Raw genomic sequence first — 19,484 nt, 5'->3', positions numbered from 1 at the left:
CAAGCTGTCGCTCGGTGCCGACGGGCCGCCCGGCTCGTACGAGGACTTCGACCGCGCGGATGTCTTCCTCGTCATCGGTTCGAACATGGCCGACTCCCCCCCCGCACGTGCCAGACCGTGCCAGATCATGCACGGCAGAGAATCGGCAAACCGCGCGGCAAGCGTCGATGCAGCTCCTCTCAAGTCGGCGCGGCTGCAGCTTCTAGATCACCTGAGCTTCCCAAACTGAGGTGCTCTGTACGGCCTTCGCCCTGGTGTCTCTAGCCCCACTGGGCGAGGGACATCGTTCAGCGTGGCGTTGCGTGGCACCAGCCCACTCTTCCTGGCGGTCTGTCAGAGGCTGGCCGCCGCTACCGCTCAGGCCGCGTCTCACAAGAGCCCGCATATGCAACCAGCGCAGAGGGTAGGTTCGCCTGTCAGTGCACATCAACAACTTGAAGCACAGTGGCGAACGACCTGCTGCATGGGGGAAGTGTTGGCGCAGAGGACTGGCGGCGGCACAGGCCGACAACTTACTGCGACTGAGCAAGAATCCCTGCTCAAGATCCGCGAAGGCATACGTAAGAACGAACGGCTTCTCGCCCGACGCGTACTGGAACGACGCATTGATCGTGCGGCGCTGCTGATCATAGTGCTCGCGCTCATGACGGGTGTCGTCGTCACGGTGACGGCCTGGGAACTTCCTGCCGTCTACGCCAAGGTCGACATCATCTGCGGCGTCTTGATCATCATTTCAATCGTGGCTGCTTTCGCCGCTGCGCCCCCCTTGTCGGTGCCCGACAGGGAATCTCTAGAGCATTCACTCGAAACGAATCGTGCCGCCTTACGGGCCTTCAATTCTCGCCTCCAGCCCCCGCTGGCGGAACGGCGCGGTCTCTACCGCGAAGACGTCGCTGACGTCATCGAGAAGTTCCAGCAAGAGAGCCGAGGGTACCGACGGATCCATAACTCCTTACAGTCTTTGATTATGGTCGGCTCCCTCTCGGCCTCGACAGTGTCGGCGCTGGACTCGACCTCGCTGAACTGGCAACAGATCACAGCCATCACCTTCAGCTTCTCCGTAGCCGTCGCGGCGGCGTTCACCGGATACTTTAAGTTCCGCGAACGAAGCTTCTTTCTGCAACAAACTGCAGATGCCATCGAGGAAGAGCTAAACGGGCTATCTCTCCAAATCGGAGAGTACAGCCATGACACCGAGGAAGAGGCCCTCGCCCGTTTCACTGCACGAGTCGAACACCTACGTAACGAGCAGCGTCGCCGGCAACAACAGTTGGACCAGCCAGCGGAGCAGCATCCTGCCCAACCTCCGGTATGACCATGACCCGTTGACCCCCACACCCTGATCATGAGCGGTGCGGGGAACGCGATCGCACCACAAGCACGCCAGATCGGGCGGGGAACAGCGGGGAATCACGGCGACAACAACGGAGTTCGTCCCACCATGGCAACAAAGTTGATCACTCCTGCGGCGAGGCCGGCCGTTGTCATGTGCGATGACCACATCCAGGTGCGGGCTAGCTCGCGATCTTTACCGGCACGGAAAGATGACCCGACCGACCGTGGGCGTGGATGCCAGGAGGATGTGTCGACCTTGTCCTCGTGGTCCTGACTGCACGCCATCCAACTCCCTGTACCAGTGGGGCTAGGTCCGGCACCGCAGAGCCAGCCCGTATACCAAGACACTCCACCAGCGGTTGTCCCGGCAGATCCGCCACGCGGTGCGCTCGGCCATGCCGGCCCCGGCACCACGTGCTTCATCGGCCAGGAACCGGTAGCCGAACTCCGGGTCGTCGCGGTGGGCGTCGAACAGCGCGTTCGCGCGATATGCCTCCTCCAGCACGGCGTCGGCAACCGGCTTGCCCAGCCAGCGGTAGTAGGGCTGTCTGGCGAGCTTGAGCACCCGGCACGTCACCGTGAGGGGCACCCCGTCCACGGCCAGCTCTTTCACGAGCTGGGAGATCCATTTCCCGGCAGATGCGCCTGCGACAGATAGGCCGCGGCCCGGCGCAGGACCTCGTTCTCCTGCTCCAGCAGCTTGCCGACGCGCTTCCCGCAGTTCCGCGCTCTCCTGGCTGGTCACCCCGGGCTTGGACCCGTCATCGATATCCGCCCGGCGCATCCATTTCCACAACGTCATCGGGTGGACCTGGAAGTCGGTGGCCACCTGCTCCACCGTCACACCCGGGCCGCGGTTCCTCGCGACTCGCACGACATCTTGGCGGAACTCTTCCGGATAGGGCTTGGGCACAGCGACATCCTTCCCACCTGCCCCACAGGGCAAGCCAGTTCAGATGTCACCCGATCGTGCAGCAGACCCGGATGAGTGGTGGCGATTTTTGGTTCAGCGGCGCGAGATCCTGGAAGTAGACCTTACGAGAGTCGCGAAGGATCCCGCGCTGCTAACTTCGTTGGAGCACGTCCTAGCTGCTCTCCGCTACCCGTACATGCACGACTAGGCGCCAGGAACAGTGCGCTTGCGCGATGTCCTTCGAATGCTTAGCACCGCTAAGGCCGGAGCCAACTCGTCGTCACCTGTCGGTACCTTAACCAGGCTTCAGAGCGTTGGCGTGTCTCCTAGCCAGCGAAATCGCAGCTCTCGGAGAGCTACGAATCAGAAGGCTCTGACATCCACAGCTGACATCAACGACGCCGGACAGGGCGTACACCAGCGTCTCTGTCCTGCCGTCGGACCAGTCCCCGACGGCAGCTGGAGCGGAACTGGACCGAACACCTAAAGCGGGTGTCGCAGGCTGCTCGGCGCGGACCGCCGCAGCTTCCCTGTCTGGCGGTCCTTATCGGCCCAACAGGCTTTGTGCCAGTGCCGTCGCTCGTCAATGCCCCCGTCCTCCAGCCAGACCACCACGTGCGGCACCCCGGGCGCGATCTCGTGGTCGCACCCGGGGCAGCGGTAGGCCTTGCCACTAGCGCCAGCCACCAAACGAACGACCCAATCCTCGCCCTGCCACACCTCTCTGTGTTGGAACGCAGAGAAGGACGCCGGCCTCCCGGGCCTTCCACCGCCTTCGCCGCGGTTGTCGCCGGTCTCCGCGGGGGAGCGGACGACACGGACCGCTGTGGATGTTGTGCTGGTCGATTCCTCTTCGTCTTCCTGGTGGGCACGCTGCAGGATGGCACGAGCTTCCTCGGCACTGCGCCGGCTGTCGGCCAGGAGAGCGTCCAATTCGCTGGCGGACAGCCGCTCAGCCAGTTGCCGTTCCAGTTCTGCACTGTGCGCCAAGAGGTTCCGCATGGTGCGCGCCCACTCTTCGACAGTGGGAGGCGGCCCAGGGATGGCATCCTTGACGGCCTCGCGGACGCTGTCCAGAGCGCGGTCCCGGTCGGCTTCCTCCGGCAGTAGCTGCGTCAGCGCATAGGCCACCGGGACCACGAGCGCGGGACGTCTTTCCGGAGCTTGGAGCACGCGGTGAACCGTCGTTGTGGACAGGCCGCCCGCCAGGGCTGCGATGCGGCGAACGCTTGGCTGACCTGCCGCTTCTCGCAGTCTTTCAAGGGTCGTCCGCAGCCCTGCGGCGGCGGAGGCCTGCTCGCCAGTTGTGGACTCGGGCCGGTGCCGTTCGCCTAGGGCGCGGCGCCACAAATGCGCGAGCTGTCGCTGTTCGTCGGGATCGACTTCGAGAACTCGGAACAGGCTGTTCAGGAAGTCTTCCGCAGGAAGACGGGCTCCGCCAAGGAACCGGGAGAGTGATGACACGCTGGTGTTGGTGAGCTCGGCCAGATCGGCGTAGGTCAGCCCCGAGTCGTTGCACAGGCTGCGCAAGCGCAGAACGAGTTCTCGGTTGGCGGGCGGGACGGTGGTGGGCACCGGGTTCATGCGCCGTGGGGACATCAAGCTCTCACCTCCATTGTTTCCCTTCTGTTCCATTGTTGCGTAACCTATGGAACACCATCGGGAGCTTTGGGCGTCCACTGGCGCTTCTTGGCGTTCCCGAGAGCTTCACCGACCCGTAGCCCTGGGGGGGCAGTGCTGTGTCCAGTCTCGCACCCGCGCTGTTGGGGATCTTCACCCTCGTCGCGCTCATGATCAGTCTTTTGGGTTTTCAGCTCGCTGTGAGCGACGGTGCCCCTACCAGGCTGGCACTGCTGCCCGCGGGTAGCGGGTTCGTAGGCACCCTGGTCAACGTGGCCGCTGTGGCCGCCGCGCTAGGACTTCCGGACGGTGCGCCGGATGTCGCCCGGATCGGCTGGGTCGTCTTCGGGGAGGTCTGTGCGATCGCGGCCGCGGTAGGCGCATACTGTGCGACGGGCGGAACAAACCCCGGCACAGGCACGGCGTACATGGGCAAAGCCAAGCGGTGGTACACCTCGAGCGGCGCATTCACCGCTATGACGACGCTGGTTGGCTTGGCGGCGCACTTCCTCGGATGACGTGCCCATCGTGCGTCCATCGGGCAGGCGGTACCGCACCCGCTGGTCGGACGCCCCCGTAGTGATTATGCGGCGGACCGGCAAGGCGCCCAGGTAGTCGACGACATCCTGCATGGCGGCCAGTGAGGCGCCTCCGTCTTCCAGCGAGACGAGCATTGGGACGACGACGGAGCGACCGTGTCGTTCGATGATGCGGAGCACGCGCTCGACCTGGCCGCGGTCGGGGATCACGATGTTGGCGGAGACCTTCACGCCGTGCGCCGTCGCGGCGTCGATCGTCGCGTCGAGGGCGGCCAGCTTGCGCTCGGCGAGCTTGGGCGAGGCAAGACGCGGCGCCTGCACGGCAGCGAGCTCGGCCGGGGTGGTGCCGAACACGGACAGGTTGATGCGGTCGAGTCCGGCGGCTGCGGCCGCGGGCAGGACCGCGGCGCCGTTTTCGCCGTTCGAGGTGAGTCCGACCGTGAGGCCGACGCGCCGGGCGATGGTGATCAGGCCGGGCAGGTCGGGGTGCAGCTTCGGCTCGCCGCCGGTGAAGTGCACTTCATTCGTGGGGAGGCTGCCGCGGACGGCGGCGAGGGCCAGGGCGAAGTCGGCGTCGGCAGCGATCCGGGCGGGCAGGAAGTCGGCGCCGTTGGTGCGGAGGTAGATGGAGACGCGTCCGGTGCGGCCCGGTGCGGCGACGGGCGTTCCCTCGTTGTGGCAGAAATTGCAGGCGAGGCCGCACGCGTCGATGATTTTCACGCGCCGGGTGCGGTCCGGTTTCACTTCCACAGGCACGTCGGTCAGGTCGTGCATGGTTCCCCCTTCTCCGGGCCGGCCGGGGCGCGGTGCCCCAGCCGTAGTAGCAGGCGCGCGCCTGCTAGAAGCGCAGGTCGGCGATGGAGGTCAGGTCGATTCCGTACAGGCTGTAGACCTTCACCGTGTTGATCGATGTGAGGTGGTCGTGGTCGATGCCCAGCGCGGTGGCGGCGGTCCACACCTGCGTTTCGTCGTCGGCCTCGATCTCCAGGTACGGCGGGATGCGCGGCCATTCGTCGACCTCGAGGCGGACGGCGCCGAGGATGTACGAGGTACGCCGGGTCTCCTGATAGCTGCGCGGCGTCAGGCCGGTGAGCTGTAGCAGCGCGGCGGCTTCCTCGAAGCTGTCGACGGTTACCTCGGTCTCGTGGGTCCCGTCGACGGCGTCGGTGGTGGTCTGCTTCACGCACAGGGTGACGTCCGTTCCCGAGTCGCGTAGCCGCACCCAGCGGCCAGGGACGGCCGGGATGGTGTCGTACACGTACCGGCGCATGAGACGGGTCCCAGTGGTGCAGGTACCGCCGACGTCTGTGATGAGCGCTGCGATCTTCGCGGGGTCGATGTCGAGGACTTCGTCTCGAATTCGATGCCTGCCATGGGTCTGTCTCCGATCGCTGGGTGCTGCTGGTTCCTCAACGACCGTGCAGCGTAGGGCCGCTCCTCCCCGGCCTGCCCGATCCAGGAGCGACCTCGGCAGGGCGGGTACGGCAGTGCCGGGACCGATGGGCCGGGACCGACTCGCCGGGATTCCGTAGGGCCGGGCCCGCCGTCCGGGCATGCTCTCCCCGCACTCCTGCGCCCCCGTCGCGGACCGTAGGGTTCTGGCATGACGTCGGGAGCAGTGGTGGGTTCAGCCGCCGTACGTGTGCAGGGGCTCTGGAAGCGGTTCGGGGAGCAGGTGGCCGTTGCGGGGATCGATCTGGCGTTGCCCGCGGGGAAGTTCATCGGGCTGGTCGGGCCGAACGGGGCCGGTAAGACCACCACGCTGTCGATGGTGACGGGGCTGCTGAGGCCCGACCAGGGGGCCGTGGAGATCGTCGGGTACGACGTGTGGCGGGACCCGGTGGCGGTGAAGGCCCGGATCGGAGTGCTGCCCGAGGGGCTGCGGCTGTTCGAGCGGCTGTCGGGGCGGGAACTGCTCACCTACAACGGGCGGTTGCGCGGTCTGCCCGCGGCCGAGGTCGACAAGCGGGCCACCCAGCTCCTCGACGTCCTCGATCTCGCCGGTTCCCAGCACAAGCTCGTCGTCGACTACTCGACCGGCATGCGCAAGAAGATCGGGCTCGCGACCGCTCTCCTGCACAACCCTGAAGTGCTTTTCCTCGACGAGCCATTCGAGGGCGTCGACCCGGTGTCGGCTCAGACCATCCGAGGGGTGCTGGAGCGGTACACCGCGTCCGGCGCGACCGTCGTCTTCTCCTCCCATGTGATGGAGCTCGTCGAATCGCTGTGCGACTGGGTGGCCGTCATGGCCGCCGGTCGCATCCGCGCCCAGGGGACGCTCGCCGAGGTGCGGGGCGGCGCGCCCTCGTTGCAGCGGGCGTTCCTCGAACTGGTCGGCGCGGGCGCCCGGGTCACCGGGTCCGATCTGGACTGGCTGGGCGGCGGAGCGGCCCGGTGAGCGTCGGCAGCACCCCCGTCACCGACGTCACGGGCATCGTCGTACGGCTGAAACTGTCACTGCTGAAGAACGGACTGAAGCAGTCCGCCGGGCGGCGGGCCGCGTACATCGGGTCGGCCGTCGCGGTGCTGCTGTACTCCGTGGTGCAGCTGATCGGCCTGGTCGCGCTGCGCGGACACGCGCACGCCGGGTCGCTGGTGGTGCTGCTGGTGGCGGTTCTGGCCGGCGGCTGGGCGGTGATGCCGCTGTTCTTCCCCGGCGGCGACGAGACCCTCGACCCGACCCGGCTGGTGATGCTGCCGCTGCGGCCCCGCCCGCTGGTCCGGGCGCTGCTGGCGGCCTCACTGGTCGGGATCGGGCCGCTGTTCACGGTGAGCATGCTCGCCGGTTCCGTCGTGTCGGTCGCGCACGGCGGGGTGGCGTACGTCGTCGGCGTCGTCGGTGTGGTGCTCGCGCTGCTGGTGTGCGTGGCCCTCGCGCGGACCGTGGCCGTCGCCAACATCCGGCTGCTGACCAGCCGTAAGGGCCGCGATCTGGCGGTGCTGAGCGGACTGGTCATCGCGGTCGGGGCGCAGGTCGTGAACTTCGGCGCGCAGCGGCTGGGCTCGGGCGGGCTGGCCCAGTTGGACGGTCCGGCCGACGTGCTGAAGTGGGTGCCGCCCGCCTCGGCGATCGGGGCGGCCGACTCGGCGAGCGACGGGGCGTACGGTGTCGCCGTCCTCCAGCTGGCGTTGAGCGCCGCGGCCCTGGTGGCGCTGCTGGTCGTGTGGTCCCGGCATCTGACCCGGCTGATGACCTCGCCGGACGGCTCCACCCTCCAGGCCGCCGACTCCAAGGCCCGCGGGCACAACTCGGCCGGGCTGTCCCGGCTGCTGCCCGGCGGACGGACCGGCACCGTCATGGAGCGCAGCCTGCGCTATGTGTGGCGGGACCCGAAGACCAAGGCGGCCTGGGTGACCTCCCTCGCCATCGGTCTGATCGTGCCGGTGTTCAACGCGCTGCAGGGAACCGGCTCGATCTACTTCGCGTGCTTCGCCGCCGGGATGCTCGGCGTGCAGATGTACAACCAGTTCGGGCAGGACACGTCCGCGTTCTGGATGGTCGCGATGACGATCTCGTCGACCCGGGACGCCTACGTCGAACTGCGCGCCCGGGCGTTCGCGCTGCTGGCGATCACCCTGCCGTACGCGACCCTGGTGACCGTCCTGACGACCGCGCTCCTCGGTGACTGGCCGAGGCTGCCCGAGGTGCTCGGGCTGTCGTTCGCGCTGCTCGGGGCGATGCTGGCGACCGGCGCGTGGACGTCGGCGCGGTTCCCTTACTCCATACCGCAGGAGGGTTACAAGAACGTGGCCCCCGGGCAGTCCGGGCTGGCCTTCATGGCCGTCCTGGGTGGCATGGTCTCGGCCGCCCTGCTGTGCGCCCCCGTCATCGCCGGGACGATCTGGCTGAACGTCAGCGAGGGCGGCGACGAGTGGAGTTGGCTGCTGCTGCCGCTGGGGGCCGGCTACGGGGCGCTCGTCACGGTGGGGGGCCTGCGACTGGCGGCGCCTCGGACGGCCCGGCAGCTGCCGGAGATCCTGGGGGCGGTCAGCAAGGGGTGAGCCGATCGGGCGGGCCGGTCAGCTCTTGAGGTCGGTGAGGATGCCGTCCAGGAAGGGTTCGATGACGCCCCGTAAGGCCTCCGGCTGGTCGTAGTGCAGGAGGTGGCCGGTGTTCGCGACCTCCGCGTACTGGCCGCGGGGCAGTACCCGGACCATCTCCTGGGCCTCGGCGCGGCCCAGCTCGCCGTCCAGACCGCGGACCACCAGGGCGGGGCACTGCACCTGGGTGAGCTCTTCCCAGTGCGCGTCGTACACCCAGGTCTCACGGGACTTCAGCATCTGCTCCGGTTCGAAGACCGGGCGCCAGCCATCGGGGGACTCCTGCATGGCCTCGGCGTAGAACTCGCCGCGGGACGGGGTCGGGCGTTCCACCCAGGGGTCGTCCTCGCCGAACCACCTGCGGACGTCGGCGAGCGTGGTGAACGGGACGGGCCAGGCCTTGAACCAGGCCTCCCACTCGCGCTGCGAGGCGGAACCGAGCGCGGAGGCCCGCATGTCGCAGATGATCAGCCCGCGGACCAGGTCGGGGCGTTTGGCGGCGAGCTGCCAGGCGGTCAGGGCGCCCATGGCGTGCCCGATCACGACGGCCGGGCCGAGGCCGAGCTGTTCGAGGGCGGCTTCGGCGTCCTCGACATAGGCCTCGCGGGTGAAGGCCGCCCGCGGGGGCTTCTCGCTCTGGCCGTGGCCTCGTTGGTCGAGGGCGACGGCCCGGTGCCGTTCGGAGAGCCAGCGGGCGGTGGACGCCCAGTGCGAGGCCCGGCCCATCAGCCCGTGCAATAACAGTACCCCCGGGTCCCGGTCACTCTCCCCCAGACCGTCCGTCGCCGGATCGGTCTTGGGAGGGTCGCCGAACTCCCAGGCCGCAAGGCGTACGCCGCCCGCCCCGGTCACGTCGATGCGTCGCGCCATAGGTCTGGCACCCCCCTAGCTCCGCTCGGACCGCTCGCTCCCGCTCGGGGCGGACGGTCCTGTGAACCGCGTCCTGCCTAGCGTGTCTGTCGTGCCCGTCCACACTCCTGAAGCGCAGATTCCGAGGCATGCGTCACTCGAAGACTATCGAATGCTCTTTCGAAAGACGCCATCTCACCGGTAACACCCCTCGTTCGAGTGACCCCGCTGAAGGAATGATCGCCGCCACCGCGGGGAGATCTTCAGCGGGAGGCGGACCGCTCGGGGAAATCGGTCCGCAGGGGATGACCCTGAGAGCTCGGGGCTCCGGGTCAGCACAGGGGAGGACAGGCCCCGGCGCCACACGGCGCCGGGGCCCTCTCCATGTTCACGGCACATCATCCCAGCCCCCTCCCCGGCCGGACGGCTGTACACCGCCCCGCGCCAAGAGCCCCTCAGGTCATATGCCTCACGCGACAGCCTCGCACGCGAATCGTCCGAACGCTGCGATTCGGCACACTGAATCTCGGATTCGACCGCATCTTCGAGGCGCCACAACCACCTCACCGTCACCAGGAGTTGACGAACCTTTAGCGGAACGGGCCACTCCACTGGGCCGACGCGACGGGCGGTGGGCCTCGGACATGAGACGTCCGGCGTCCGGCTCAGCGCTTGGCGACGAACACGTGCGAGGCGACGTCCGACACCAGCTCGGCCGCCTCGCCCCCGCTGCCCACCAGCACCCCGCCCGCCGACTCCGTCACGCTCACCACCGAACCGGGCTGCACGCCCGCCCGACGCAGCGTGTACATCAGCTGCGCGTCCGTCTGGATCGGCTCACCGATGCGGCGCACCACGACCGTCTTGCCCTCATGGCCGGGATCGAGGTCCGCGAGCGACACCATGCTCTCGTCGAGGAAGGGGTCGGCGCCGTCCTTCTCGCCGAGCTCCTCCAGCCCCGGGATCGGGTTGCCGTACGGCGACTCGGTGGGGTGCCGCAGGAGCTCAAGGACGCGCCGCTCTACGGCCTCGCTCATCACGTGCTCCCAGCGACACGCCTCCGCGTGCACCTGCTCCCACTCCAGACCGATCACGTCGACCAGCAGACACTCGGCGAGCCGGTGCTTGCGCATCACACGGGTGGCCAGCCTGCGCCCCTCGTCGGTGAGCTCCAGATGACGGTCGGTGGCGACACCCACCAGGCCGTCACGCTCCATCCGCGCCACCGTCTGGCTGACCGTCGGCCCGCTCTGGTCGAGTCGCTCGGCGATCCGGGCACGCATGGGGACCACACCTTCCTCCTCCAGCTCGAGGATGGTGCGGAGATACATCTCCGTGGTGTCGATCAGTCCGGACATACGTGCCCCTTGATGAGATCTGCCCGAAGCACGACAGCTTCGCGGCGTGTGCGCTGGCCCTAGGGCCCCTCTGATGGTCCTCCGCGGCGTCGCGTCGCCCGGCACGCCCTCCCCCACTGCCTCAAGGGCGTGGGGGACCCCCAGCCGCACGGCGCGAAGGGCCAGGTGGCTCCGCCACATGACCCTCCACGCCGCACGCCGATCGCACGCACCGAACGCCGCTCCTTCTGCCACGGAGATCCATCAGAGGGGCCCTAAACCCAATTCTGCCGGATACCACCGACAACCGTGCCGCGCCGTTGGAACCAAGGGGTTACGAAGGGGCGCCGCGCGGCCGTATTGACATCCCACTGGTCCAGACCGCACCGTGATCCGCGACACAGGCCACCCCGCCACGCACCTCGACATCCACCTGACGCTCCGAAGGGGCCCGCATGAGCGACGGCACGCTGTCCGGTCAGTTCCTCGACGCCGCGATCGACCTGCTGCGGCGGGTCCGGGACGAGGAGGCCTCGTCCGTCGAAGCGGCCGGGAACCTCCTCGCGGACACCGTGGCATCCGGCGGACGCCTGTTCGCCTTCGGCGCCGGTCACTCCTCGCTGGCCGCGCAGGACGTCGTCTACCGCGCCGGCGGCCTCGCCCTGATGAACCTGCTGGCCGTCCCCGGTGTGGTCGGCGTGGACGTCATGCCGGCCACCCTCGGCTCCGCCCTGGAGCGCGTCGACGGCCTCGCGAGCGCCGCCCTGGAGTGCTCACCGCTCCGCGCCGGCGACGCCCTCGTGATCATCTCGCTCTCCGGTCGCAACGCCCTCCCGGTGGAGATGGCCATGGCCGCCCGTGCCCTGGGCGTGAAGGTGATCGGCGTGACGTCGGTGGCGTACGCCTCGCAGACGCGGTCCCGGCACTCCTCCGGCACGTATCTGAAGGACCATTGCGACGTCGTCCTCGACTCCAAGATCGCGATCGGCGACGCGGAACTCGCCCTCGACACCGTCCCGGCCCCCTTCGCCCCGGCCTCCACGGTCGTCACGTCGGCCATCCTCCAGGCGGTCATGGCCACCGCCGCCGGCGCCCTGGCCGACCGGGGCATCGAGCCGCCGCTGCTGCGCTCGGGGAACGTGGACGGGGGACACGAGTGGAACGGGCGAGTGTTCGAGGAGTACGCGGACCGCATCTTCTACCGACGCTGAAACCACCGGGCTGAAGCCGCCGTATGCCCGACGCTGAAACCACCGGGCTGAAGCCGCCGCCTGTCCGACGCCACTACCGGTAGCGCCGACGCTGCCGGTAGGGCCCCCTCCCCTGGCCCTCTCCGGCTCCCGCCCCCTACCCCCGCCCGTCTCCGTCTGTGCTGCCCAGCACTTCGCCCAGATCCAGCGCGCCGGCGATCCGCACGGCCACGTCCTCCGCGTACACCGCGTCACCCCGCTCGAACTGGCTCCGCCCGGCACCCCGCAGAAACGTCACGGCGCCCAGCGTCCGGCCCCGGCTCCGCAGCACCGCGCACAGCGCGTGCACCGCGTCCTCCGGCCACTGCCGGGCCGACGCCCACTCCCGCATCTCCTCGGCCGGTATGGCTCCCGCGCTCGCCCGCACCGCCCCGATCCGCTCCACGCACTGCAACGCCGGATGCCCCTCCGCGTACCGCACCGGCAACCCCGCCTGCCCGGTCAGCGGGCTCGGCCCCGGTGCGCCGGAGGGCGTCGCGGCGACCCGTACCAACCGTGGCGGGTCCGTGGCCTCGCCGTCGGCCACCGCGCCGCCGGCCACCCGGTCGATCAGCGCGTGGTCGGCGAAACCCGCGAGCGCGAAGTCGAGGTGGACGACGGCCGCCTCCCGGGGGTCCTCACACTCGGCGGCCGCCCGCGCCGCCCGGTGCAGCTGGTTCGTGCGGAACCGCAGCAGCGACGCCTCCTGCTCGCCCTGCCGGGCCTCCGTGACGTCGTTGAAGAGCCAGCCCACCCCCAGCGGCACGGGCTCCTCCGCGAGCGGCGAGGCCAGCCGTACGAACCCACACCGCCAGCAACGCCGCTTCTCCCCGTCCGGGGTCCGTACGCTCACCCAGATCTCGGCGGGCGCCGGCGGGGCGCCCTCGGCCAGCACATGCGCGAGGGCGCTCTCCAGCTCCTCCACGCCCTGCACGAGCAGATCACCCAGCGGCCGCCCCAACGCGGACGTACGCCCGACACCCAGCGCCCGCGCCGCGTGCGCGTTGACCACGGCCGGCCGCAGATCGACGTCGACGAGCACGACACCCCAGGAAGCGTCCTCGAACAGCGCCTCACTCAGGGCGATCGAACGCTCCAGGTCGATCTGTGTGTGCACCTCGCTGAACGCGCAGTACACCCCGGCCGGCTTCCCGTCCGGCCCCCGCACCGCCGCCGACTGCGTCCGTACGAGCACCCGGCCGCCGTCCTTGGTCAGCAGGGCGAACTCGTGCACCTGACGGCCCGGCGCGTGCATGGCGGACAGCAGCCGCCCCTCTACCTCCTCGGCGTCCGCGCTGCGCACCGCCCACCCGGCGAACCCGTGCCGCCCCACGGCCTCCTCCGCGCTCCAGCCGAGGATCCGCTCCGCCTCCCGGTTCCAGTGCGTCACCACCCCGTCCGCGTCGAAGGCACACAGGGCCGCGTCCATCCCGTCGAGAAGCGCGGCCAGCAGATCCGAGCCGTCCGAACCCTCCGGACCGTCCCGCTCGGGCTCGTCCGGCCCGATCTCGTCGGTGGTCCCACTACGCCGGGAAGCACTCACCTCGACCCCCTGCAGGCTGCCGCGTCCACGTGCACCGCACGCGGTTCGCTCACTAACAATCATTCAACTCGAACGTGACGCAGCACACACCGGGTTCCCACAAGATTGAAGGAATCGTTGTACGCGAGCCACCCCGCCCACGTCCGCGCCGACGCCGACCCCAGCAGTCGAACACCTAGGGAAGTCGCAGGTCAACCCAGAGATCGCCGCCGTCCTCCAGCACATACCGCTCGATCTCCACGAAACCGCGGGCCGAGGCGAACCGGAGCCCCTCCACATTCGCGGCCAGCACACACGTCTCGATCACCCGGGCACCCAGCCCGCGCGCCTGCGCGAGACCCCGCTCGTACAGTGCCGTCCCGAACCCGCGCTCCCGGAACCCGGGCAGCACCCGCGCGATCACCGTCGCCGCGGCCTCCTCCCCGGCGGGCGGCCGGACCGTCGAGCACCCCACGAGCACGTCCCCCAGATACGCGTTCTCCAGCCGGTTGCGCCCACTGCGCTCCCGCACCTCCTGCAGCTCCAGCGCGGCGGGCGGCACGATCACGTTGTGCACGTGCCGCCACTGCTCCAGCATGGCGTCGCCCACGACGGCCTCGGTACGCAACTCGGACATCGGCTGTCCCTCCTTCTTCAGCTGCTGCAGCGGGGTGCGGGATACGGGTACAGCAGTCGGCCCGGAACGCGCAACGTCAACATCCCGGAAAATCGGTTGATCGGTGCCGCACCACTTCCTAGTGTGTGGAGCACCGAAGAGAGGAGGTGGTTCGGAGCATGTATGCACACCGGACGTCGGAGGTGGCTGCGGGCTGAGGCCCGACGCCCCACACGGTGCGGTGCCGGACCGGCGTGTACTCGATACACGCAGCCGGCCAATTCAACGCAGTCACCCGACCCGCGAGCTCGCCGGTACGTCCGGCCGGCTTCTCCGCCTCAGGCGGAGGGACCCGAGCTCGCGGGTCGTCTGCGTGTGCGGCCAGTTGTGCCGCTCGGTGTATTGACCCGCACGTTGTTCACACGGCCGGCTCGGCGGTCGCGGCGAGCAGCGCGGTGTCGTCGTCGACCCGGTCGGGGGAGTTCAGCAGGGTCAGGGCACGCTCGATGATCCGCTGGGGGTCGGTGCGGGCGGCGGTGGGCAGCGTGTCGCAGGCCTGGTGCAGGGCGGTCAGGCCGGCTTCGAGGGGCAGCGCCCGGTTCTCCACCAGGCCGTCGGTGTACAGCAGCAGGCTGGTGCCGGGCGGGAACGCCACCTCGCGGTCGATCGGGGTGCCGCCCAGTCCCAGCGGCGGGGCGGGGTCCAGCTTCAGGTAAGCGGTTCGCCCGTCCGCCACCAGCAGGGGCGGCAGGTGGCCGCCGGCGGCGTAGCGCAAACGGCGGTGGTGGGGGTCGTAGATCGCGTACAGGCAGGTGGCGAAGCGGTCGGTGGCGAGCGACTGCAGGTAGGCGTCCAGCCTGGCCAGCACCTGGGCCGGGCCGGCGCCCTCCAGTGCGAGGCTGTGCAGGGCGGAGCGGAGGTGGCCCATCACGGTCGCGGCGTCCACGTCGTGGCCCATGACGTCGCCGATCGACAGGCCGATGGTGCCGTCGGGCAGGGCGTGCACGTCGTACCAGTCGCCGCCGATCTCGGCGCCGCGGGTGCTGGCCCGGTAGTGGGTGGCCAGCCGCATCCCCGGAACCTGGGGCAGGCGGTCGGGCAGCAGGGCACGCTGCAGGGTCAGGGCGAGGCGGCGCTCGGTGTGGTAGCGGGTGGCGTTGTCGTAGGCCAGGGCCAGACGGTGGGCGAGGTTCTCCAGATATTTGCGTTCGACCGCGGAGTAGCCGCCGGTGTGCCGGGCGAGAACGAGAGCCCCCAGCACCTGCTCGTGGGAGAGCAGCGGCAGGGCCAGCACGGTGGCGGGCGCCTGGTCCTGGGGAGTGGGCGTGCCGTGCATCGCGTGGGCGGCTGCGGTGGCGAGCACCTCGCGGGGAAGAAGGGGGGCGCCGGCGGTGTACACCGGGGACGACTGCGCCGGGGCGGGGTCGGCGCCGGTGTCGGTGTCGGTGTCGGTGTCGGTGTCGGTCAGGTGGACGCTGATCTGGTCGGCGAGGTCGGGCACCAGCACCTGCCCGGCGCTCCGCAGCACCTGGCCGGGGTCGAGGGTGGCGGACAGCCGCAGGCCCGCGTCGGCGAGGGAGCCCAGCGTGGCCAGCTGGTTACGGGTCTCGGTCAGGGCTTGTTCGCGCAGCCGGGACAGTTCCAACCCGGTGCGGACCCGCGCCAGCAGCTGACGCGCGGAGAACGGTTTGGCCAGGTAGTCGTCGGCGCCGGCGTGCCGGCCCTGCACGGATTCCTCCTCGCCGGCCCTCGCGGTGAGCAGGACGATGGGCAGGCGGGCGGTGCGTTGGTCCGCGCGCAGGGCCCGGACCAGATCGAAGCCGTCCATGTGGGGCATCATCACGTCGCTGAGCACCAGCTCCACCGGCTGCGTCAGGGCCACCTCCAGGGCCGCCCGGCCGTCGGCGGCGAGCAGGATGTCGTAGTCGGGTTGCAGCAGCCGGGTGAGGTAGGCGCGCATGTCGGCGTTGTCGTCGACGACCAGCAGACGGGCCCGGCCGGCTTCGTGCGGGCGGGGGCCGTGGGGGGCGTCGTCGGCAGCGGGGGTGGGGGCGTGGGGGGTGTCATGGGTCGCGGGGGCGTGGGACGCGTCGTCCGTCCCGGCGGCGCGGGGGGCGTCGTCCGTCTCCGCGCCGCGGAAGGCGCCGTAGGCCCCGGGGGCCTCCGGGGTGCGTGCCGCGGGAGTGGCCGTGGCGGTGGTCGTCGCGGTGGCCGTGGCGGGGGCGGTGTCGGCCTCCAGCCAGCCCAGCGCCTCGTTGACATAGGCCCCGGCGCGGCCGGGTCCGCCGCTTCCGCTTGCCTCGGGGGCCGCGTCACCGGGGGCCGGCTGGTCGGGGCGGGGCCGGTGAACGGAGGTGAAGGGGAGGTCCACGGTGACGGTGGTGCCCCGGCCGAGCCGACTGTCCACGGTGACGGTGCCGCCGTGCGCTTCCACCAGGTCTTTCACCAGCACCAGGCCGAGACCGCTGCCCTCGTGGGAACGGGAGCGGGCACCGCGGACCTGGTGGAATCGCTCGAACAGGCGCGGCAGCTCGTCCTCGGGGATGCCGGTGCCGGTGTCGGTCACGGTCAGCCGGGCCCGGTCGCCGGCCGCGGCCACCCGCACCCGGGCGCCGCCGGTGAACGTGAACTTCAGGGCGTTGCTCAGCAGGTTGAGGACGATCTTCTCCCACATGTCCCGGTCCAGGGGCACCGGCCTGGGCAGCGGCGGGCAGTCCACCTCGAGCTTCAGCCCGGCCACCTCGAAGGCGGAGCGGAACACCCCGGCCAGCTCGGCCGTGGCACCGGCCAGGTCGACCGGCTCGAAGATCCCTCGCACCTGACCGGACTCGGCCCTGGCCACGTCCAGGAGGGTGTTGACCTGCTTCAACAGCCGCAGGGCGCCGCGCTCGGCCAGCTCCAGCTGCTCCCGCCGCTCGGGCCGGTGCTCCTCGGCGAGGGCCTGCTGAAGCGGGCCGAGCAGCAGTGTGAGCGGGGTGCGGAACTCATGGCTGACGTTGGCGAAGAACGCGGTCTTGGCCCGGTCCAGCTCCATCAGCGCCTCAGCCCGCCGACGCTGCTCGTCGTGGGCGAGCGCGGCCGACAGCGCCCCGGCCACGGTGGAGGCGAACACCTCCAGGAAGTCCTGGTAGGCCGCGGCGGGCGGGAAGCGCGGGTTGACGCCCACCACCAGCACGCCCTCCACCCGGCCCGCGCGGTTCAGCGGCAGGGCGAGCACCTCCTCGACCGGGGGCCGGGGATCCGCGGCGGGCTGCCCGGCCGTGCTGCCGGTGCCGTACGCCGAGGCCGGCAGCGTGGCCGCGGTCCCGTCGGCGACCACTCGTGCCAGCCAGGCCGCCACCTCCGACCTGCCGGCCTCCTCGCCCAGCGAGACGGTCGAGACGGTCGAGACGGTCGAGACGTTGTCGGGTGCCGACCGGAGCCCGGCAAAAGCCGCGGGCCGCAGGGCCCCCGGCTCGGCAGCCACGTACAGGCTCAGAAACGGGATCTCCTCGGGGTAGTCGCCCGCCACCTCAGCGACCACGCGGGCGACCTCGCCGGGGCTGGGCAGCCCGGCGGTGCGCGCGCCGGTCTCGCTCAGCAGCCGCAGCCTGCGCTCGCCCAGCACCCGGCCGGTGGTCTCGGTGAGGATCTGCAGGACGCCGCCGACGGTGCCGTCGTCCAGCAGTACGGGCTGGAAGGCGGAGTCGAAGTAGCACTGCTCCAGGAAACCGTGGCGCTCCATGATGAGCGGCTCATCCGGGATCAGCAGGGGCGTGCGGGTGTCGGTCACATGGTGGAAGTGGGCGCTCACGGGAGCCCAGACCTCGGGGAACACATCCTTGTAGGGCTTGCCGAGCGCCCAGGGGTGTTTGGCGCCGGGAATGGGTGAGGCGCCCAGGTTGTACAGCGTGGCGAATTCGGCGCCCCAGTACAGCGCCATCCCCTGCTCGGAGGTGAGCATGAGCCGCAGGGTGTCCACCAGGGGGCCCGGCCAGGACTCGGTGGGCCCGAGCGGCGTCGCCGCCCAGTCGATCCCGGCCAGAAGCTCGCCGAACGCCCCGCCCTCGGCGAACACGCGGGCCGCCGCGGTACGCGGGTCATCGGGCCGAGTCATCGAGGAATCTTCCTCCTGGCTCCTCTGCGGTCCGCCCGAGTCACCCCAGAACGCCGACGGGTGAAGGGCCACCACATGGCGGAGCGGGCCGCGGACATCCCGGGCACACCGAGCGCCGGATCCGACGACTGCGGCCACGCTCCGCCCGGCTTGCGAGGTTGAGCCGATTAAAGGGTGATTTGCTCAGCAGTTTACGCCTGTCACCGCACCCCGACGGCCGCGATCGTCGACTCGCTCGCGGTCCCCGCGCCCTTGGAATCGCTCACCTAGCGGGCGATACCGTCGTACCCCTCGATCTCCCGTGGGTCGCGGGTGCCGGGGCCGGTGTAGCGGGCGGAGGGGCGGACCAGGCGGCCGGTTCGTTTCTGTTCCAGGATGTGCGCGGACCAGCCTGCCGTGCGGGCGCAGGTGAACATCGAGGTGAACATGTGGGCCGGGACCTCGGCGAAGTCGAGGACGATGGCGGCCCAGAACTCGACGTTGGTGGCGAGGACCCGGTCGGGGCGGCGGGCGTGGAGTTCGGCGAGGGCGGCCTTCTCCAGGGCTTCGGCGATCTCGAAGCGGGGGGCGCCGAGTTCGCGGGCGGTGCGGCGCAGGACGCGGGCGCGGGGGTCTTCGGCGCGGTAGACGCGGTGGCCGAAGCCCATCAGGCGTTCGCCGTTGTCGAGGGCCTGCTTGACGTAGGCCTCGGCGTCGCCGGTGCGTTCGATCTCCTCGATCATGCCGAGGACACGGGAGGGGGCTCCGCCGTGCAGCGGGCCGGACATGGCTCCGACGGCGCCGGAGAGCGCGGCGGCCACGTCGGCGCCGGTGGAGGCGATGACGCGGGCGGTGAAGGTGGACGCGTTCATGCCGTGTTCGGCGGCGGAGGTCCAGTAGGCGTCCACCGCGGCCACGTGCTTGGGGTCGGGCTCGCCGCGCCAGCGGATCATGAAGCGTTCGACGACGGACTGGGCCTTGTCGATCTCGCGCTGCGGGACCATGGGCAGGCCCTGGCCGCGGGCGGACTGGGCGACGTAGGAGAGGGCCATGACGGCGGCGCGGGCCAGGTCCGCGCGGGCCTGTTCGGCGTCGATGTCGAGGAGGGGCTTGAGGCCCCAGACCGGGGCGAGCATGGCCAGGGCGGACTGGACGTCGACCCGGATGTCGCCGGAGTGGACGGGGATCGGGAACGGTTCGGCGGGCGGCAGGCCGGGGTTGAAGGCGCCGTCGACGAGCAGGCCCCAGACGTTGCCGAAGGAGACGTGGCCGACCAGATCCTCGATGTCGACACCCCGGTATCGCAGGGCGCCGCCTTCCTTGTCGGGTTCGGCGATCTCCGTTTCGAACGCGACGACTCCTTCGAGTCCGGGTACGAAGTCGGACATCAGGCGGCTCCTCGAGATGT

Annotated in this window: 14 protein-coding genes and 2 pseudogenes; 5 read left to right on the top strand and 11 right to left on the bottom strand. The window is 70.2% G+C overall.

The window, feature by feature from the left end; all coding sequences use genetic code 11:
* The coding region (locus ABZ027_RS35460; protein WP_356775700.1) for a hypothetical protein at positions 1-229 on the top strand (229 nt) is incomplete at its 5' end.
* A 234-nt stretch (positions 230-463) separates the two neighbouring features.
* Complete coding sequence (locus ABZ027_RS35455) at positions 464-1,315, top strand: DUF4231 domain-containing protein (RefSeq protein WP_356775698.1); 852 nt, start codon at positions 464-466, stop codon at positions 1,313-1,315.
* Between the two features lie 327 nt (positions 1,316-1,642).
* Here ABZ027_RS35455 and ABZ027_RS35450 read toward each other — a convergent pair whose 3' ends face one another.
* From ABZ027_RS35450 to ABZ027_RS35430, 5 genes and pseudogenes are all read right to left on the bottom strand, one after another.
* Positions 1,643-2,248 carry a transposase gene (locus ABZ027_RS35450; protein WP_356775696.1) on the bottom strand — a complete coding sequence of 202 codons (606 nt, stop codon included), beginning with the start codon at positions 2,246-2,248 and terminating at the stop codon, positions 1,643-1,645.
* Between the two features lie 483 nt (positions 2,249-2,731).
* Positions 2,732-2,983: pseudogene (locus ABZ027_RS35445) on the bottom strand (ATP/GTP-binding protein); the annotation flags it as partial.
* 633 nt (positions 2,984-3,616) lie between these two features.
* A pseudogene (locus ABZ027_RS35440) lies at positions 3,617-3,832 on the bottom strand (helix-turn-helix transcriptional regulator); the annotation flags it as partial.
* Positions 3,833-4,161: 329 nt separating this feature from the next.
* A complete protein-coding gene (locus ABZ027_RS35435; protein ID WP_356775694.1) occupies positions 4,162-5,181 on the bottom strand; it encodes a radical SAM protein in 1,020 nt (339 codons plus the stop codon).
* 64 nt (positions 5,182-5,245) lie between these two features.
* Entirely contained in the window at positions 5,246-5,677 is a 432-nt protein-coding gene (locus ABZ027_RS35430) for a CYTH domain-containing protein (RefSeq protein ID WP_356775692.1), read from the bottom strand.
* 333 nt (positions 5,678-6,010) lie between these two features.
* Here ABZ027_RS35430 and ABZ027_RS35425 point away from each other — a divergent pair, with 333 nt between their 5' ends.
* Both ABZ027_RS35425 and ABZ027_RS35420 read left to right on the top strand, forming a co-directional pair.
* Positions 6,011-6,805: an ABC transporter ATP-binding protein gene (locus tag ABZ027_RS35425; RefSeq protein ID WP_356775690.1), complete on the top strand. Its 795-nt coding sequence runs from the start codon at positions 6,011-6,013 to the stop codon at positions 6,803-6,805.
* Entirely contained in the window at positions 6,802-8,409 is a 1,608-nt protein-coding gene (locus ABZ027_RS35420) for a transporter (protein WP_356775688.1), read from the top strand. The genes ABZ027_RS35425 and ABZ027_RS35420 overlap by 4 nt, the downstream gene beginning before the upstream one ends.
* Before the next feature lie 18 nt (positions 8,410-8,427).
* Here ABZ027_RS35420 and ABZ027_RS35415 read toward each other — a convergent pair whose 3' ends face one another.
* Both ABZ027_RS35415 and ABZ027_RS35410 read right to left on the bottom strand, forming a co-directional pair.
* Entirely contained in the window at positions 8,428-9,318 is an 891-nt protein-coding gene (locus ABZ027_RS35415; protein WP_356775686.1) for an alpha/beta hydrolase, read from the bottom strand.
* Positions 9,319-9,962: 644 nt separating this feature from the next.
* Positions 9,963-10,655 (bottom strand): metal-dependent transcriptional regulator, encoded by a 693-nt coding sequence (locus ABZ027_RS35410; protein ID WP_356775684.1) that lies wholly within the window; start codon positions 10,653-10,655, stop codon positions 9,963-9,965.
* A 434-nt stretch (positions 10,656-11,089) separates the two neighbouring features.
* Between ABZ027_RS35410 and ABZ027_RS35405 the strand changes: the two genes are divergently transcribed.
* A complete protein-coding gene (locus ABZ027_RS35405; RefSeq protein WP_356775682.1) occupies positions 11,090-11,845 on the top strand; it encodes an SIS domain-containing protein in 756 nt (251 codons plus the stop codon).
* Between the two features lie 136 nt (positions 11,846-11,981).
* Here the strand turns inward: ABZ027_RS35405 and ABZ027_RS35400 are convergent, their stop codons facing one another.
* The 4 genes from ABZ027_RS35400 to ABZ027_RS35385 form a co-directional block, all read right to left on the bottom strand.
* Positions 11,982-13,406, bottom strand: coding sequence for a PAS domain-containing protein (locus tag ABZ027_RS35400; RefSeq protein WP_356775680.1), 1,425 nt, complete (start codon positions 13,404-13,406; stop codon positions 11,982-11,984).
* 175 nt (positions 13,407-13,581) lie between these two features.
* A complete protein-coding gene (locus ABZ027_RS35395; RefSeq protein ID WP_356775678.1) occupies positions 13,582-14,022 on the bottom strand; it encodes a GNAT family N-acetyltransferase in 441 nt (146 codons plus the stop codon).
* Between the two features lie 397 nt (positions 14,023-14,419).
* Positions 14,420-18,097, bottom strand: a complete 3,678-nt coding sequence (locus ABZ027_RS35390; RefSeq protein WP_356775676.1) for a SpoIIE family protein phosphatase — start codon at positions 18,095-18,097, stop codon at positions 14,420-14,422.
* Between the two features lie 266 nt (positions 18,098-18,363).
* Positions 18,364-19,464: a citrate synthase 2 gene (locus tag ABZ027_RS35385; RefSeq protein ID WP_356775674.1), complete on the bottom strand. Its 1,101-nt coding sequence runs from the start codon at positions 19,462-19,464 to the stop codon at positions 18,364-18,366.
* Positions 19,465-19,484 lie beyond the last annotated feature (20 nt).

Origin of the sequence: Streptomyces sp. NPDC006332 (assembly GCF_040612855.1) — a bacterium.
Lineage (GTDB): Bacteria > Actinomycetota > Actinomycetes > Streptomycetales > Streptomycetaceae > Streptomyces.
The sequence above is the reverse complement of the archived record's forward strand: the minus strand, read 5'-3'. Positions and strand labels throughout refer to the sequence as shown.

Bases quoted from the DNA above. Each gene is read 5' to 3' on its own strand.
- ABZ027_RS35455 (WP_356775698.1), top strand. From the start codon at position 464: ATGGGGGAAGTGTTGGCGCAGAGGACTGGCGGCGGCACAGGCCGACAA.
- ABZ027_RS35435 (WP_356775694.1), bottom strand. From the start codon at position 5,181: ATGCACGACCTGACCGACGTGCCTGTGGAAGTGAAACCGGACCGCACC.
- ABZ027_RS35430 (WP_356775692.1), bottom strand. From the start codon at position 5,677: ATGCGCCGGTACGTGTACGACACCATCCCGGCCGTCCCTGGCCGCTGG.
- ABZ027_RS35425 (WP_356775690.1), top strand. From the start codon at position 6,011: ATGACGTCGGGAGCAGTGGTGGGTTCAGCCGCCGTACGTGTGCAGGGG.
- ABZ027_RS35415 (WP_356775686.1), bottom strand. From the start codon at position 9,318: ATGGCGCGACGCATCGACGTGACCGGGGCGGGCGGCGTACGCCTTGCG.
- ABZ027_RS35410 (WP_356775684.1), bottom strand. From the start codon at position 10,655: ATGTCCGGACTGATCGACACCACGGAGATGTATCTCCGCACCATCCTC.
- ABZ027_RS35405 (WP_356775682.1), top strand. From the start codon at position 11,090: ATGAGCGACGGCACGCTGTCCGGTCAGTTCCTCGACGCCGCGATCGAC.
- ABZ027_RS35395 (WP_356775678.1), bottom strand. From the start codon at position 14,022: ATGTCCGAGTTGCGTACCGAGGCCGTCGTGGGCGACGCCATGCTGGAG.
- ABZ027_RS35390 (WP_356775676.1), bottom strand. From the start codon at position 18,097: ATGACTCGGCCCGATGACCCGCGTACCGCGGCGGCCCGCGTGTTCGCC.
- ABZ027_RS35385 (WP_356775674.1), bottom strand. From the start codon at position 19,464: ATGTCCGACTTCGTACCCGGACTCGAAGGAGTCGTCGCGTTCGAAACG.